The organism is Pseudomonas sp. K5002 (genome assembly GCF_013386655.1).
GTDB lineage: Bacteria > Pseudomonadota > Gammaproteobacteria > Pseudomonadales > Pseudomonadaceae > Aquipseudomonas.
This window is the reverse complement of the sequence record NZ_JACARK010000646.1, coordinates 1-13594: the sequence shown is the minus strand read 5'-3', so window position 1 is coordinate 13594 and position 13594 is coordinate 1. Positions and strand designations below refer to the sequence as shown.

At 61.2% G+C, this 13594-nt stretch carries 22 protein-coding genes; 15 read left to right on the top strand and 7 right to left on the bottom strand.

Features of this window, described 5'->3' with window-relative positions:
* Together HX846_RS25475 and HX846_RS25470 are read right to left on the bottom strand one after the other, a co-directional pair.
* Positions 1-462, bottom strand: a 462-nt coding sequence (locus HX846_RS25475; RefSeq protein WP_178966328.1) for a GntR family transcriptional regulator, incomplete at its 3' end; no start/stop codon positions are given.
* Between the two features lie 17 nt (positions 463-479).
* Entirely contained in the window at positions 480-1082 is a 603-nt protein-coding gene (locus HX846_RS25470) for an FMN-dependent NADH-azoreductase (protein WP_087693030.1), read from the bottom strand.
* Between the two features lie 195 nt (positions 1083-1277).
* Here HX846_RS25470 and HX846_RS25465 point away from each other — a divergent pair, with 195 nt between their 5' ends.
* From HX846_RS25465 to HX846_RS25455, 3 genes are all read left to right on the top strand, one after another.
* Complete coding sequence (locus HX846_RS25465; protein ID WP_029615984.1) at positions 1278-1724, top strand: carboxymuconolactone decarboxylase family protein; 447 nt, start codon at positions 1278-1280, stop codon at positions 1722-1724.
* A 67-nt stretch (positions 1725-1791) separates the two neighbouring features.
* Positions 1792-2112 (top strand): multidrug efflux SMR transporter, encoded by a 321-nt coding sequence (locus HX846_RS25460; RefSeq protein WP_087693029.1) that lies wholly within the window; start codon positions 1792-1794, stop codon positions 2110-2112.
* A gap of 117 nt (positions 2113-2229) precedes the next feature.
* Positions 2230-2868: a hypothetical protein gene (locus tag HX846_RS25455; protein WP_087693028.1), complete on the top strand. Its 639-nt coding sequence runs from the start codon at positions 2230-2232 to the stop codon at positions 2866-2868.
* Positions 2869-2930: 62 nt separating this feature from the next.
* Here HX846_RS25455 and HX846_RS25450 read toward each other — a convergent pair whose 3' ends face one another.
* The gene (locus HX846_RS25450; protein WP_003219695.1) at positions 2931-3476 is read right to left on the bottom strand and encodes a hypothetical protein; all 546 of its coding nucleotides are present in this window, start codon (positions 3474-3476) and stop codon (positions 2931-2933) included.
* 213 nt (positions 3477-3689) lie between these two features.
* On the opposite strand from HX846_RS25450, the gene HX846_RS25445 reads away from it, so the two are divergent.
* Positions 3690-4019 (top strand): hypothetical protein, encoded by a 330-nt coding sequence (locus HX846_RS25445; RefSeq protein ID WP_023658946.1) that lies wholly within the window; start codon positions 3690-3692, stop codon positions 4017-4019.
* A 3-nt stretch (positions 4020-4022) separates the two neighbouring features.
* Here the strand turns inward: HX846_RS25445 and HX846_RS25440 are convergent, their stop codons facing one another.
* Complete coding sequence (locus HX846_RS25440) at positions 4023-4574, bottom strand: DUF4262 domain-containing protein (protein WP_003219697.1); 552 nt, start codon at positions 4572-4574, stop codon at positions 4023-4025.
* A gap of 172 nt (positions 4575-4746) precedes the next feature.
* On the opposite strand from HX846_RS25440, the gene HX846_RS25435 reads away from it, so the two are divergent.
* From HX846_RS25435 to HX846_RS25420, 4 genes are all read left to right on the top strand, one after another.
* Positions 4747-5442 (top strand): fumarylacetoacetate hydrolase family protein, encoded by a 696-nt coding sequence (locus HX846_RS25435; RefSeq protein ID WP_177055127.1) that lies wholly within the window; start codon positions 4747-4749, stop codon positions 5440-5442.
* Positions 5443-5478: 36 nt separating this feature from the next.
* Complete coding sequence (locus HX846_RS25430) at positions 5479-6378, top strand: AraC family transcriptional regulator (protein WP_178966327.1); 900 nt, start codon at positions 5479-5481, stop codon at positions 6376-6378.
* Between the two features lie 91 nt (positions 6379-6469).
* The gene (locus HX846_RS25425) at positions 6470-6916 is read left to right on the top strand and encodes a GNAT family N-acetyltransferase (RefSeq protein ID WP_178966326.1); all 447 of its coding nucleotides are present in this window, start codon (positions 6470-6472) and stop codon (positions 6914-6916) included.
* Positions 6917-6920: 4 nt separating this feature from the next.
* Positions 6921-7181 (top strand): hypothetical protein, encoded by a 261-nt coding sequence (locus HX846_RS25420; protein ID WP_003219703.1) that lies wholly within the window; start codon positions 6921-6923, stop codon positions 7179-7181.
* 287 nt (positions 7182-7468) lie between these two features.
* Here the strand turns inward: HX846_RS25420 and HX846_RS25415 are convergent, their stop codons facing one another.
* Positions 7469-8413, bottom strand: coding sequence for a diguanylate cyclase (locus HX846_RS25415; RefSeq protein ID WP_177019752.1), 945 nt, complete (start codon positions 8411-8413; stop codon positions 7469-7471).
* 244 nt (positions 8414-8657) lie between these two features.
* Between HX846_RS25415 and HX846_RS25410 the strand changes: the two genes are divergently transcribed.
* Positions 8658-8906: a DUF1652 domain-containing protein gene (locus tag HX846_RS25410; protein ID WP_008435982.1), complete on the top strand. Its 249-nt coding sequence runs from the start codon at positions 8658-8660 to the stop codon at positions 8904-8906.
* 4 nt (positions 8907-8910) lie between these two features.
* Here the strand turns inward: HX846_RS25410 and HX846_RS25405 are convergent, their stop codons facing one another.
* Positions 8911-9054, bottom strand: a complete 144-nt coding sequence (locus HX846_RS25405) for a hypothetical protein (protein ID WP_166742173.1) — start codon at positions 9052-9054, stop codon at positions 8911-8913.
* Positions 9055-9324: 270 nt separating this feature from the next.
* Between HX846_RS25405 and HX846_RS25400 the strand changes: the two genes are divergently transcribed.
* Genes HX846_RS25400 through HX846_RS25385 form a run of 4 tightly spaced genes read left to right on the top strand, consistent with a single transcriptional unit; the run spans position 9325 to position 11175 of the window.
* Positions 9325-9645, top strand: a complete 321-nt coding sequence (locus HX846_RS25400; RefSeq protein WP_003219711.1) for a YXWGXW repeat-containing protein — start codon at positions 9325-9327, stop codon at positions 9643-9645.
* Between the two features lie 47 nt (positions 9646-9692).
* Positions 9693-10274 carry an RNA polymerase sigma factor gene (locus tag HX846_RS25395; protein ID WP_087694119.1) on the top strand — a complete coding sequence of 194 codons (582 nt, stop codon included), beginning with the start codon at positions 9693-9695 and terminating at the stop codon, positions 10272-10274.
* The gene (locus tag HX846_RS25390; protein ID WP_003219715.1) at positions 10271-10702 is read left to right on the top strand and encodes a hypothetical protein; all 432 of its coding nucleotides are present in this window, start codon (positions 10271-10273) and stop codon (positions 10700-10702) included. The genes HX846_RS25395 and HX846_RS25390 overlap by 4 nt, the downstream gene beginning before the upstream one ends.
* Complete coding sequence (locus HX846_RS25385; RefSeq protein ID WP_008435977.1) at positions 10699-11175, top strand: periplasmic heavy metal sensor; 477 nt, start codon at positions 10699-10701, stop codon at positions 11173-11175. The genes HX846_RS25390 and HX846_RS25385 overlap by 4 nt, the downstream gene beginning before the upstream one ends.
* Before the next feature lie 154 nt (positions 11176-11329).
* On the opposite strand, the gene HX846_RS25380 is transcribed toward HX846_RS25385, so the two are convergent.
* Complete coding sequence (locus HX846_RS25380) at positions 11330-12295, bottom strand: LysR substrate-binding domain-containing protein (RefSeq protein WP_178966325.1); 966 nt, start codon at positions 12293-12295, stop codon at positions 11330-11332.
* 118 nt (positions 12296-12413) lie between these two features.
* Between HX846_RS25380 and HX846_RS25375 the strand changes: the two genes are divergently transcribed.
* The gene (locus tag HX846_RS25375) at positions 12414-13418 is read left to right on the top strand and encodes an aldo/keto reductase (RefSeq protein WP_008435967.1); all 1005 of its coding nucleotides are present in this window, start codon (positions 12414-12416) and stop codon (positions 13416-13418) included.
* A 16-nt stretch (positions 13419-13434) separates the two neighbouring features.
* A partial coding sequence (locus HX846_RS25370; RefSeq protein ID WP_178966324.1) for an SDR family NAD(P)-dependent oxidoreductase occupies positions 13435-13594 on the top strand: 160 nt, incomplete at its 3' end.

Genomic DNA, 13594 nt, shown 5'->3' with positions numbered 1-13594 from the left:
CAGCGAGTGCAGGCCGAACACGGACGGGTTGTCCATGTCGGCGACCTGGTTGGCCCGCTCGCAGCGGGCGGCGATTTTCGACCAGATCTTGCGAGGGAACGCATCCAGCGCCGGCAGCCCCATTTGAAACGGCAACACGGCGGCCTTGTGCCGAACGGCATTGTGGTCGCTGGCCGTCATGGGGCGCTCCGGCAGGCTGGCCTTGATCCCTTCAGCCACCACCGTGCCGGCCTGGCCTCGGGCCTGGATATAGCCCTCGGCTGCCAGCAGCGAATAAGCCGTATCGATGGTGCCCCTGGCCAACCCCAGCTCCTTGGCCAGGGCCCGGGCTGCGGGTATGCGTTCGCCCGGCTTGAGCAAACCGTCGGCAATCGCGCTGCGGAACCGCCAGTAAAGTTGCCGGTAAATCGGCTCCGCGGCGCCGGCGTCCAGCGGTGAAAAGGCCTTGATCGAAGTGCTCATCCGGCGGCGGGTCCTGTTCAGGTGGCGAAATAATCGTGCAGCGCCTGGTCGGTCTGGCGGCGCGTCTGGGCCAGAGTTTCCGGGCGGGAAGCGGTGCCTTCGACGGTGAAGAAGGTCACGTCATGCAGGCCGATCATGCCCAGTATGGTTTTCAGGTACGGCGTCAGGAAGTCCGGCTGGTGCGCGCGCTCCCCGGAAAACCGCCCGCCTGAGGCGATGGCGACGAACACTGGCCGGTCCTGCAACAGGCCGATCTTGCCCTGGGCCGAGATATCGAAGGTGCGGCGCACCCGTGCGATGTGATCGAGCCATAGCTTGAGGGCCGCGGGCACCGAGTAGTTATGCATGGGGGTGGCGATCACCACAATGTCGGCCAGCTCCAGTTCCTGAACAAGCCGCTCGGACTGGGCCATCGACCCCTCGGACGAGACGTCCACGAGGGACTGCTGGGACGTTGCATAAGGCTCGTCCACCGGTGCCAGGGCATTTGCGGCAATGCCGCGCTGGATCACCTCGGCGTCTGGATGCCGCTGGCGCAGGCATTCAATGATCTTGAGGGAGAGGGCGTTGCTCTCCGACGCTTGCCCGCGAGGGCTGGCACTGACATGGAGGATATTCATGGTGCGTTGCTTCCTGGATGGATGGCCCTCAGTCTACGAACCCCATGACCCAGGCCAAAGAGCCAAGAATCAAGATTCAGAGTAGGCCATATCCGGGCATTCATGGTCTGGTGTTCAAGCCAGATCATGGCTCTTTTGGGGTAGGCCATGGCGCCGCAAGATGGCGGCTTCATCCAACCGCTACAGGACTTCACCATGACAACGCGTCTCGACTACTCCAAAGCTTCCCCTGAAGGTTACAAGGCGTTCGGCGGGGTTTACGTCTACCTGCAAAACAGCGGCCTGTCCAAGGAGCTGATCGACCTGGTCTACCTGCGGGTTTCGCAAGTCAACGGCTGCGCCTTTTGCATCGACATGCACTCGCGGGACCTGCTCAAGCAAGGCCTGGCCGTGGACAAGCTGGTGCTGGTGCCAGTGTGGCACGACGCTGGCGCAGTCTTCACCCAGCGTGAGCGCGTGGCGCTGGCCTTTGCCGAAGCCGTGACCGCCAGTGATGTTTCGGACGCCGACTATGCGGCAGCGGCCGCCGAGTTCAGCGACAAGGAACTGGCTGACCTGACCTACGGCATCGCCTTGATGAATGCCTTCAACCGACTGGGCATCACCTTCCGTACCACGCCAGCGGCAGCTGCCAAGGCATAGCCAACGCTGATTCGGTGTGGCGGGGCTGCTCGCCACACACCCACTGTATTTCCTGAGGGCTCATCCCATGGCATGGCTACTGCTCGGCTTGGCCGGCATCCTTGAAATCGCCTTCGCGTTCGCGATGAAGGCCTCGGACGGTTTCACCCGATTCACCCCCGGATTGCTCACCGTCGTGACCGGCGTTTCCAGCGTGATCCTGCTGTCGATGGCACTGCGCACCCTGCCGGTGGGCAGCGCCTACGCGGTCTGGACTGGAATCGGCGCAGCGGGCACCGCGATCCTCGGCATGGCATTGCTGGGCGATTCCACCGCGCCATTGCGGGTTTTGTGCATCGTGCTGATCCTGGCCGGCGTGATCGGCCTGAAACTGGTCTCCGCCAACTAGTGCTGCCTGCGAGCGGGTATTTCTAGGAGATGGCCTTTTAACATTCCCACCCACTCTTTATCATCCGCCCCCAGCAACTCCGGCCATGGAGACGCTCCATTCACTAAGGAAGTCGTAATGCACATTGGAAAAATGCTGGGGTTGGCCCTGATCACGTTGTCGATGGGCGGCTGCGCCAGCTTCACGAAAGACGAAGTGGCACCCGTCACGCTGCCATCGAAGGCCAGCTACGCCAACAAACCGAACGTCTACGTAGACTTCAAGTTCTACCAGGGCGAGCCGACAAATGCCGCCGCGGCCGAAGTCCCACAAGCGCGTGAGATGCTCAAGCCACAGCTGCAGAAAGTCCTGACTGACTCCGGCCTGTTTGGTCGCGTGACCCTGGATGAATTCCAGAAGCAGCCAGGCGATTACAGCCTGCGCCTGAAGGTCTACAACCATCCACCGGGTGGCGGCCAACTGGTACTGGCCTTTATCAGTGGCTTTACCTTCACCATCATTCCGGCGCTGGGGACTGATCAGTACACCATGAAGCTGGAATCGGTGGACGCACAAGGCCAGGCACTGAGCACCGGCACCAACCACGACTCGATCAATACCTGGATGGGCATCTGGTTCATCCCGTTGATGGCCAACACGCCGAAAGACGCGGTGACCGATACCTTCACCCGCCAGGTCAATGCCCTGCTCAAGCAAATGGTCGACGGCAATAACCTGAAGTATTCGGCACTGGATGCCGACGTGCCACGAGCGTGACACGTAACTGAACGTTTGAAACAGCTGCGAGGGCCGGGTGGCCGATCCTCGCAGCCCAGGCCTTACTTAAGCGCCTTGATGAACAACGGGTCGCTGTACAGCGACTTGAGCAAATCCCGCACCATCGGGTTGTAGGCGTTGGCGGCATTCGGGATCGCAATGAACCCGAAGAACGAACTGGGCCAGGTGTGATTCACTTCCTTGGTCGCGTCGTACACCACGTCATTGCCCTTGAGCAGGGTAAACCGCGCGGCCAGGGTGCCGTTGCCGGAGCCCATGCCTGCCGACAGCGAATTCTTCACCACCAGCACTTGCAGATGACGTTCTGCTTGCGGGTTCAGCAGGCCTGCCAGTTGCAGTTCCTGGGTGATTGCAGCCTGGATATGCGCCGGGATGCTGCCACTGGGCGAGCGGATCGGGTTGGCACGTACAGACAACGAGCCTTCGCCCGACGCGGCCGTCACCTGGGCATTGCTGACGGGTTGCAGCGGCGCTGCCTGCTTGAGGACCTGGACGTTATCGAAGTTCGGCTCGTATTGCGTCATGGTGACGCCGCAGCCTTGCAACAGCAGCGCGAGCAATGGGGTCAACAGTAGAAGCTTTTTCACGGCGTTTCCTTGCGTGAGTGTGGGAGAGCGCCGCGATTATCGTCAGGCAATGGGCCATCGGCAACCAATAGTGGCAAAATGCCTGAGTGGCAGCGCTGTTACTTGGTTCGGTTTCAGGTCGGAAAATTCATCGAGAAGGCAATTTGCTGGCCCCTTTGTAACAAAATTCTCGCCAAAATCACTTTTATTTTCAGGTGGTTAGGCGGGATGCAAATGCGCAATGTTGGAATCATGCTGATCGCCTGTTCCCTGGCGGGTGGGGCGGTTTCGGTTGAGGCACGGGAGCTGCGGGACAACGACAAGTACATGTGCAGTTGGGGGGCTGGCACCGCCGCCCGGGCCCAGGAATTGAAGCTGTCGGGCGTCTCGCTGTACGCCGCGCGGCAGAAGCTGAAGACCTACCAGTTCAAGAAACCCTGGATGCACATGATGGCCATGGGCATCACCGAACAGACCTACGACAGCCGTTCGCGGGTCAAGCCCGAGGTGATTCGCCAGAGTTTTTATCAGGACTGTTTGCGCTACAAGCTGGCGCGTAAATAACCCTTATTTATCCAGCAGCAATTGGAGCCTTGAGAACGACTGGTCGTAGTTGGGCTCCCACGGAAAGCGCCCTTGTTTGTCCGGCCAGACCATTTGCAACGCAGGGAAATCAGCTTTGATCGAGGCGTAGAACCAGCCGGCATAACCGAGGTACTCGCGGTAGTGCCTGCGGTCTACAGGAATGAAGGCGATGCGCATGCCTTCGGCAATATCGTCATAGGGCTTGTAGGTTTCATAGGCGGCTTTTGCACCGGCAAAGCGGATCGCGGCGATGTTCAGCAACTGCTGGGCAATCTGCGGGGGCAGCCCGAATACGATGATTTCCGGTTGGCCGAAGTTGGCGTAGAACCCCAGGGAGTAGGCGAACGAAGGCTCACCGTCTTCAGCCCGCACATGCACATGGTGCCAGCCGATCTTCTTGATATCCGCCAACACCTTCTCGTCATATTCCGAATCTGCCTTGGGCAACTGGAATCCCGGAAGCGGGGCCTTGGCTGAAGTGTTCATCGAGAACAATGAGGCGGCGAAGAGGGCGACGGCGCGAATGATGTTCATCAGAGTCCTTTCTGCGGGATCAGGGGTTGAAAGCGCGATGAGGCTAGCAGTGTTGGGTTCGCTCGGCAAAGTGACCGATGCACCGCTCAGTACAAAATCTGCGTAAGCCTGTCCAACTTCGCCCCGGAGCCCGTCCGCATACTGGCCCCAGGTAACCGAAGAGGCACATGCCATGACCCGCTACGTCATCACTCCCAACGAAACCCCGTCCCTCGCCATCCACGGCGACGACGCCCGCTTCCCGCTGCGCCGGGTGTTCTGTGTCGGGCGCAACTACAGCGAACATGCCCGCGAAATGGGCCACGACCCCGACCGCGAGCCGCCGTTCTTTTTCATGAAGCCGGCGGATGCCGTGGTGCCTGCCGAGGGCGTGATCGCCTATCCGCCATTGACCGCCGACCTGCACCATGAAGTCGAGTTGGTGGTGGCCATCGGCAAGGGCGGCGTGGACATCGCCCCGGAAGATGCGTTTGCGCATATCTGGGGTTACGGTTTGGGCATCGACCTGACCCGCCGCGACCTCCAGGCCCAGGCGAAAAAGCTGTCGCGGCCGTGGGAATGGGCCAAGGCCTTCGATGAATCGGCACCCTGCACCCCGTTGCAGCCGGTGAGTGCCGTCGGCCATCCGGTCAGCGGGCGTATCTGGCTCAAGGTCAATGGCGAGCAACGCCAAGTGGGCGATCTGGCAGACCAGATCTGGTCGGTCAGCGAGGTGATCAGCCACGCGTCCAAATCGGTGGCATTGAAGGCCGGCGACCTGATCTTCACCGGCACCCCGGCGGGCGTCGGCGCCTTGCAACCGGGCGATGTGGTGACCGCCGGGATCGACGGCCTGGCCGAACTGAGCTTCACCCTCGGCCAGGGTTGACGCTACAGTGGTGCCCAGGCCCTCCGAGAAGTACGTATGCCCGGCACCCGCATCACCACCTATGGCATGGAACAACGCAGCGACCGCTCCGACTTCTACATCCGCGACAAGCGGGGCAGGGCGGCGCTGACCAGTCCCCATCGCCACGAATACTTCCAGATTCAGATCAACCTGGGCGGCGACACCGTGCAGCACATCGGCGGTGCGGTGCGCCCGTTCCCGAAAAAGGCCCTGGCCTTTATCCTGCCCCATCGCCTGCATGTGATTCCCCATCCCGAAGACGGCGACTTCATGCTGATCAATTTCAGCCAGGGTTTTTTCCTGCCGCAACTGACCTGCGACCCGCTGGACCTGGAAGACATCCCCATCGGCCAGGCGCCGGAGCTGTCGCCGTTCCGCTTCCAGGAGCAGTTGGACTTCATTCTCGACGACGCGGCCTTCGAAGAAGTCAAAACCTGGCTGGAACACATGCGCACCCTGGACGCCCACCGCAGCTTCGGCGCCCGGGAGCGGCTCAAGGGTTACCTGTTCCAGTTGATCGGGCTGGTGTGCCAACAGTACGCCGAACCGCTCCAGGCGTTCGCCGCCAACAACGCCACCCGGCGTGGGCGCAAGGATGCCCTGGCCCGGGTGCAAGGCTACATCCGCGAGCATTTGCACGAGCCGTCGCTGAACCTGACGGATGCCGCGGCGGCGGCGTTCCTGTCGCCCAACTACCTGACCCACCTGTTGCGCAAGGAAACCGGCAAACCCTTCTCCCAGTTGGTGCTCGACCGGCGCATGCAACTGGCGCGCACGCTGCTGCTCAACAGCCCGCAGATGATCGGCGCGATTGCGCACCGTTGCGGGTTTACCGACGAGGCGTATTTTTCCCGGTGTTTCCGCAAGGCCCACGGGCTGGCGCCGGGGCAGTTCAGGCGGCGTGAGCAGGATTAACGCGCAATCCAGCTGACTGTTTTACAAATCCACCACAACCGATGTGTTTCAATTTACATACAATTGAGCGTCTCATCGGGAGGCGGTGCACATGGGTTCGGTTATACGGTTGGCAACTCCGGGCGATATCAATGCCATTTTCGACATTCGCACCGCCGTGGTGCAGAACCACTTAAGCCGCGAGCAGATGGCTGAGCTGGGCATTACCCCGCAAGTCGTCGCCGACAGCATGCGCGAGGCGCCTTGCGTATGGCTTGCCGAACTGGACGGCAGGCCTGTCGCGTTTGCAATGGTTGATCTTGCCGAAGGCGAGGTGTTCGCCCTGTTTGTATTGCCGTCTCACGCGAACCTTGGGTTGGGCCGCCAATTGATGGCAGTGGCCGAGGCCGCGCTGTTCGAGCACCACGACACGCTCTTCCTGATCACGGATGGGCGGGATCAGATCCGTGCCAACGGTTTTTACCAGCGGCTTGGCTGGGCAGTGGTCGACACGGCCGAGGGCGACGATGTTCGCTATCAGAAACACAAGGTGCAATGAGTGTATGAGTGAGCTGGAACCCCCTCAATCCAACGCCTTGCGCTATTTTGGCGTCGGCGTTCTATGTGTCGCGGTGTTGTTGGGGACTTATTTCGTTCGGCTCAATGCCCAGGTCGACCGGCAGCGGGAAGAGGCGGCGGAGCGCCTGGCGTTATGCCGTCAGGCAGCCAGTGTTTCGCGCGCCACGCCCCAGGACGAACTTGTGTTGGTGGATCCGTGCAAACACCTGTATCAGCACTATTTGAAGAAGCCCACGCACTTTTAATCAATAACCTTATTTTTATCGCGGAATTAAATAGCGAAGTTTGTTTAACGATGCGCTGTTATTGCACCAAAAAGTGGCATTTCCAATAATCGGATCCATTAAAAAAGTGTGGTTATTGAATGACTTAGCGCTGTTTTAATCCGACGAAAGGTTGAAAATTATCTTGTTACAAGTTTTCCCGCTGGGTAATATAGCCGGGCGTTCACCTCCCACGGTTTATGCATTTTTAAATCCCAAGTTTCCATCAGCTACTTGGGATTTTTTTTGCCCGCGATTTGAGCGTTGTATCAATCCTCTACGTCGGCAAACTCTGCGCGCATCCGCCCATTGCGCTTGGCCTGGTACAGCAATTTGTCGACGGCTTCGACAAAGGCCAGCGCCGCGCCGCCCGGCGTTACCGTGCAAGTGCCTACGCCCAGGCTCAGTGTCAGCAGGTCCGACACCGCCGAGTGCTCATGCGCGATCTGCTGCTGGCGGATCAAGTGCAGGCAGCGTTCGGCCACGCGCCGTGCCGACTCGGCATCGGTTTCCGGCAACAACCACACAAATTCCTCGCCGCCGATGCGCGCAATGAAGTCCCGTGGCCGGTTGGCCGCCTGCGACAGCGTGCGTGCCACCTGGCGCAGGCATTCGTCGCCCTTGATATGCCCGTAGAGGTCGTTGTACTGCTTGAAATAGTCGATATCCAACAGGATCAACGACAGCGGCAATTGGCTGCGCTGGGCGCTGGTCCATTCCCGCGCCAGCACGGTGTCGAACATGCGCCGGTTGGCGATGCCGGTGAGGCCGTCCTGGAACGAATACTCCTCCAGCTGCTTCTGCAGGCGAATCAGGTGTTCTTCGGTCTTCTTGCGCTCGCTGATGTCGAACATGAAGCCGATCAGCGCCTGCACCTCGCCGTCCTTGCGCTCCACGTGCACCACGTCGCGAATCCACACGTACTCACCGCTGGCGGTCAGCGCCCGGTAATCGGCTTCATGATCGACCCCGGCCCGGGACTGCGAGACGCAGAAGTTGACTACGTATTCGCGGTCATCCGGGTGCATGCGTTCCACCCAGTCGTCCACGGTGGCCCAGCTCTGCGGCGTCCAGCCCAGCAGCGCCTCGATCTGCGGGCCGATGTAGCTGAAAGTCATGGTTGCCCAGTCGATACGCCAGGGAATGGCCTTGGTCGATTCCAGCAACGTCTTGTACACAGCACTGTCGGGTTCGATCAAAGGTTCGATGCTCATGCGGAGTGCTCTCGGTGTCGGAAAAAAACCAGAGCATCTGGCCATCATCGCCAGGAAGCAAGCCCTTCGCGTGGCATCGGATAAGAGGGGGGCTGTGTGGTTTTTCTGGCGTCAGCCGGCCAGCGGTTTTAGCCGAAATGCGCACCAAGTATCACTTTTGAATTAATTCCCGGGCAGTTTGAAAAAGCTCATCTACCCTAGACGGATCACGTCCTCCGAGCCCCGTACAGGGAAGGGTGCCCGCATGATTTCGATCGCCGAGTTTCGCCACATCATGGAGTCGGGCTTCCTGCCCCTCGCCTGTGACTGCTCATTGAACAGCGACGGTTCGCTGCGCATCAACATCTTCGACCCGGCCTCCGGGCGGGTCGACCTGCTGCTGCCCCGTGTGTCGCCCCAGGGTCTGGACAGCATCCGTTCCATCTCAAACCTGATTGGCGAACTGCGCACCGAGATCAAGGCCGGGCGCAGGGGTTTTGCAGCGGTCAGTTAGCGGATCAGGAGATCGCTTGTGCCGTCGGGGTAGTCACTACCCCGTAACCGCGCCAGCAGCAATGCTCGCGGTGCCCCGGCAGGAACACGCAGCCGCCAAGGTTCATGAGCAGGACGGCGGCAACCAGCAGTGAAATTCGACGAGACATGGTGATTTCCTCAAGGTGATGGGCGTCGCCAACCAACAGAACGCGCCTGTCGATTACCAACGGTTAACCCTTGAACGCGGCCATATGGATAAATCCGTCGCGGCCTTTCAACAATTTCATCAACTCCCCGCAAACCCTGGGCAATACTGGCCCTGCCTGCCGTCCTGAGCGGTCGCGATAAAAAGTTCTTTTTGTTGCGACGGATTTTCGGACACCTGCCGTTCAACCCTACAACTGCGATCACTGGCGATCGCCGATGAAGGAGTTGTCATGAGACTTGCACGACCGCTGGCCAAATTACGTTATGCCCTGTTGATCCCGCTGGCACTGGCCGCCCTGGTCAGCACGCCGACGTTTGCCCAGACCGAAGTGATCATCCGCGAAGCGCCACCGCCGATGCGCGTCGAGGCCGTTCCCGTCGAACGCCCTGGCTATGTGTGGGATCGCGGGCACTGGCGCTACGAAGGGCGCGGTTATGCCTGGGTACCGGGCCACTGGCAGCCGGTGATGCGCAACGCCCGTTGGGAACCTGGCCACTGGGAGTCGCGCGGCCCCAACTGGTACTGGAGAGAAGGGCACTGGATCCGCTGAGCATTCCGTCAACCTGACCCTTAGCCACCGGACCGAGACTTGCCCTATTGAAAGACACTGATCCGGACGTTGAGCTGTTGGCCCGCATCGGTAACAACGAACCGGCGGCCATCAACGAAATGGTGACGCGCAAACTGCCGCGTTTGCTCGCGCTCGCCAGTCGGATCCTCGGGGATGCCGACGAGGCCAGGGACGTGGCCCAGGAAAGCTTCCTGCGTATCTGGCGCCAGGCTGCAAGCTGGCGCAGTGGCGAAGCGCGTTTCGACACCTGGCTGCACCGCGTGGCACTCAACCTGTGCCACGACCATTTGCGTCGGCGCAAGGAGCGCCCGCTGCACGATGAGGAGGCGATGAGCGAGGTGGTCGACACAGCGCCTGCGCCCGATGAACAGCTGGAAGCGGCCGCCCGCAGTGAGCACATGGCGGCGGCGTTAGCGTCGCTGCCTGATCGCCAGCGTGAGGCGATTGTGTTGCAGTATTACCAAGAGCTGTCGAATATCGACGCCGCGGCGCTGATGAACATCAGCGTCGAGGCACTGGAGAGCTTGCTGTCACGGGCCCGGCGCAACCTGCGCAGTTACCTTGACGACACACCCGGGCCCGCCCGCCCAGGAAGGGGAAAACCATGACGCCTGAACGATTTGCCCAATTGGCCGAGGCTTACGGCGGCCACTTGCACCGTTGGCCGCGCGCCGAACAGGCCGAGGCCCAGGCCCTGCTGGATGCAGGCGATGCCAGCCTCCTTGAGGTGCTGCATCAGGCGCGATGGCTCGACGGCCAGCTGGACGGCTATCAACTGGCACCCGTCGACCCGGCGCTGGCGCGGCAGATTCGCCAATCGTTTCCCCAGCGCCAGTCCTTCTGGGCGCGCTACGCCGGCTGGCTGTCGCCGGCCGGTTTTGTTGGCGTGGGCATCGCCGGGGTCGCCGCCGGAATCCTGGTGGCGTCGTTGAGCGTGCCGCTGCCCATGCTTGGCCCTGAAGTATTGCCGAGTGTCTTCGACCAGGGCGACGCCGAAGTCGTCTTCACCGTCAACGCCGAGGAAAGCGAGCAATGACCCCGTCACCCAAGTACCTGAAGCCGCTGCTGGTTGTGTCGGTGTTGTTCAACGTGTTTTTGATCGGCGGGGTCGGTGGTGGCCTGTACCACTGGCTGGCGAATACCAAGCCCGCCGAGGCGGTGGTTAACCAGCATGGCCTGCGCCAGGCGATGGTCAAGCTGCCGCCGGAACGGCGCAAGGAACTGCGCCAGTTGTTGCGCCAGAACCGCGCCGACAGTCAGCCGCTGGTACTTGCCGGGCGCGAGGCGCGGCTGGACGTGATCAAGCAACTGGAGGCGCCGACTCTCGACCGTGAGGCGTTGGTGACGGATTTGGGCAAGGCCCGGGAGGCGGACATGGCGCTCAGGGCGCTGGTGGACAACACCCTGGCGCAGTTCGCCAGCACCTTGCCCCGGGATGAGCGCCAGCGGTTGGTGGAGGCGTTGTATATGAAGGGGCAGGCGAAGGGCAAGGTCGCCAGAAGTAACTGAGACGAGCGACGGATGATCGTTCCCACGCTCTGCGTGGGAATGCCGCCCCGGACGCTCTGCGTCCAATTGGCGATGCAAGGTTCAAGTCTTGCGCAGTGGTGACGCGGAGCGTCACGGTATGCGTTCCCACGCAGAGCGTGGGAACGAGCATTAATCACCGGATGGCATCGCCTGGGTCTGACTGACAGACCGAGGTGCCTGCATCGCGGGCAAGCCCGGCTCCCACAGGTGATAGGGGCTCTGTCAGGACTTTCCTGAATGTCTCCACCAGCGGCCGCAAGTTGATCCGATGCCACGCCGCCCACAGCGGCGTGGTGTAGGTCAGCCACGGCAGTTCTCGCAGCACAACGCCCGGCGGTGCATTGCGGCTCAAGCCCTTTTGCACCATCGCGACACCTAACCCCGACGCCACCAACCCCAACGCGGTAAACGGCTCGCTGGCTTCCATCGGAATCTGCGGGGTAAACCCTGCCCGAATGCACGCCGCAACAAAGTCATCCGCCGGGTTTGCACCCGCTTTGCGCTGCACGCCAATCCATTGCTGCTCGGCCAGATGCTCAGGCAGCAACTCGCTGACGCTGGCCAGCGGATGCTGCTCGGGCAGCGCCAGCAGCATCGGATCGTCCAGCACTTGCAATGCCATCAGGTCCGGGTCATCCGCCGCCGGTGGTTCACCCACCAGAGCGATATCCAGGCTGCGTTGGCGCAGGCCTTCCAGCTGTTCGGCGGAGGGCAGGTTGTACAGGGCGATATGCACGTTGGGCCGCGCGTCACGCAGTACCTTCAGGGCGTTGGGCAGCACCCCCGCGTGCATGGCGTTTTCGATGTAGCCGATGCACAGTCCGCCTTCTTCGCCTTTGCCCAATCGCCGGCCCAATGACTCCAGGCGGTTGGCGTGGGTCAGCAGCGCCTTGGTTTCGGCGAGGAACGTCTGGCCGTCGCGGGTCAGGCGGATGCGCTGTTGGCTGCGCTCGAACAGGGTCAGGCCCAGGCGCTCTTCCAATTGGGCAATCTGCCGGCTCAGGGGCGATTGGGAGATGTGCAACCGTTCGGCAGCACGCCCCACGTGTTCTTCTTCAGCGACTACAACGAAGTAGCGCAATTGGCGGAAGTCGATCATGTCAGACCTTAAGGGACTCAAGTTGGTCGCAGTATGTCTTGGACGGTCCGATCTCTGCAATCTACGATCTGCTCAACGGTCAACACAGCGACCTTGAACAATCTTGAGGATTTACCCCATGAGCTTGAAAGACAAACTGCCCGGCGTGCTGGGTTTTGGCACCGCCCCCTTGGGCAACATGTTCCGTGCGATTCCTGAAGAGGAGGCGCAAGCCACCGTTGAAGCAGCCTGGAACCAGGGCGTGCGTTACTTCGACACCGCCCCGTTCTACGGCTCGGGCCTCTCGGAAATCCGCCTGGGCCAGGCCCTGTCCAAGTACAACCGTGACGACTATGTGCTCAGCACCAAGGTCGGCCGGGTGATCCTGGATGAAGTGGAAGAAAGCGCCCGCGACCTCGGCGAGAAAAGCGGCGTGTTTGAACATGGCCGGCCGAACAAGATGGTCAACGACTACAGCGCCGATGCCACCCTGCGCTCCATCGAAGACAGCCTCAACCGCCTGCAAACCGACCGCCTCGACATCGTGTGGATTCACGACATCGCCCAGGACTTCTACGGTGATCAATGGCTGGACTACTTCAATCAGGCGCGCACCGGTGCTTTCAAAGTACTGACCCGCCTGCGTGAAGAAGGCGTGATCAAGGCCTGGGGCCTGGGCGTCAATCGGGTCGAGCCTTGCGAGTTGACCCTGGACCTGACCGAAGCCCAGCCCGACGGTTTCCTGCTTGCCGGTCGCTACACCTTGCTCGACCATGAACGCGCCTTGCAGCGCTTGATGGATGCAGCCCAGGCGCAGAACGTCGAGATCGTGGTCGGTGGCCCTTACAGCTCCGGGATCCTGGCGGGCGGCGCACATTTTGAGTACCAGAAAGCCAGCCCGGCGATCATCAGCAAGGTCGAGCAGATCAAGGCGATTGCCGCGGCCCATGGCGTGAGTGTGAAAGCCGCTGCACTGCAATTCTCCCTGGCCCACCCGGCAGTGGCGGCAGTGATTCCGGGTGCCAGTCGTCCGGGGCGCATTGCTGAAGACGTCGCGGCGTTGTCAGAGAAGATTCCCGCAGCCTTTTGGCAGGCCCTGCGCGAGGCACGATTGATTTCGGCCCGTGCACCGCTGCCGCTCTAACCACAGGAACGCGAACATGAAAATTGATATCAGTGGCAAAGTCGCAATCGTCAGTGGCAGCACCGCCGGCATAGGCCTGGGCATCAGCCAGGCGCTGGCGCAATCCGGCGCTACGGTGGTGGTGATCGGGCGTGAATCGGGCAAGGTCGACGAGGCGCTGGCGACCATTCGCCAGG

Excerpts from the sequence above, each read along its gene's own strand:
- HX846_RS25470 (WP_087693030.1), bottom strand. The coding sequence starts at position 1,082 with ATGAATATCCTCCATGTCAGTGCCAGCCCTCGCGGGCAAGCGTCGGAG.
- HX846_RS25465 (WP_029615984.1), top strand. The coding sequence starts at position 1,278 with ATGACAACGCGTCTCGACTACTCCAAAGCTTCCCCTGAAGGTTACAAG.
- HX846_RS25460 (WP_087693029.1), top strand. The coding sequence starts at position 1,792 with ATGGCATGGCTACTGCTCGGCTTGGCCGGCATCCTTGAAATCGCCTTC.
- HX846_RS25455 (WP_087693028.1), top strand. The coding sequence starts at position 2,230 with ATGCACATTGGAAAAATGCTGGGGTTGGCCCTGATCACGTTGTCGATG.
- HX846_RS25445 (WP_023658946.1), top strand. The coding sequence starts at position 3,690 with ATGCGCAATGTTGGAATCATGCTGATCGCCTGTTCCCTGGCGGGTGGG.
- HX846_RS25440 (WP_003219697.1), bottom strand. The coding sequence starts at position 4,574 with ATGAACATCATTCGCGCCGTCGCCCTCTTCGCCGCCTCATTGTTCTCG.
- HX846_RS25435 (WP_177055127.1), top strand. The coding sequence starts at position 4,747 with ATGACCCGCTACGTCATCACTCCCAACGAAACCCCGTCCCTCGCCATC.
- HX846_RS25430 (WP_178966327.1), top strand. The coding sequence starts at position 5,479 with ATGCCCGGCACCCGCATCACCACCTATGGCATGGAACAACGCAGCGAC.
- HX846_RS25425 (WP_178966326.1), top strand. The coding sequence starts at position 6,470 with ATGGGTTCGGTTATACGGTTGGCAACTCCGGGCGATATCAATGCCATT.
- HX846_RS25420 (WP_003219703.1), top strand. The coding sequence starts at position 6,921 with ATGAGTGAGCTGGAACCCCCTCAATCCAACGCCTTGCGCTATTTTGGC.
- HX846_RS25415 (WP_177019752.1), bottom strand. The coding sequence starts at position 8,413 with ATGAGCATCGAACCTTTGATCGAACCCGACAGTGCTGTGTACAAGACG.
- HX846_RS25410 (WP_008435982.1), top strand. The coding sequence starts at position 8,658 with ATGATTTCGATCGCCGAGTTTCGCCACATCATGGAGTCGGGCTTCCTG.
- HX846_RS25405 (WP_166742173.1), bottom strand. The coding sequence starts at position 9,054 with ATGTCTCGTCGAATTTCACTGCTGGTTGCCGCCGTCCTGCTCATGAAC.
- HX846_RS25400 (WP_003219711.1), top strand. The coding sequence starts at position 9,325 with ATGAGACTTGCACGACCGCTGGCCAAATTACGTTATGCCCTGTTGATC.
- HX846_RS25390 (WP_003219715.1), top strand. The coding sequence starts at position 10,271 with ATGACGCCTGAACGATTTGCCCAATTGGCCGAGGCTTACGGCGGCCAC.
- HX846_RS25385 (WP_008435977.1), top strand. The coding sequence starts at position 10,699 with ATGACCCCGTCACCCAAGTACCTGAAGCCGCTGCTGGTTGTGTCGGTG.
- HX846_RS25380 (WP_178966325.1), bottom strand. The coding sequence starts at position 12,295 with ATGATCGACTTCCGCCAATTGCGCTACTTCGTTGTAGTCGCTGAAGAA.
- HX846_RS25375 (WP_008435967.1), top strand. The coding sequence starts at position 12,414 with ATGAGCTTGAAAGACAAACTGCCCGGCGTGCTGGGTTTTGGCACCGCC.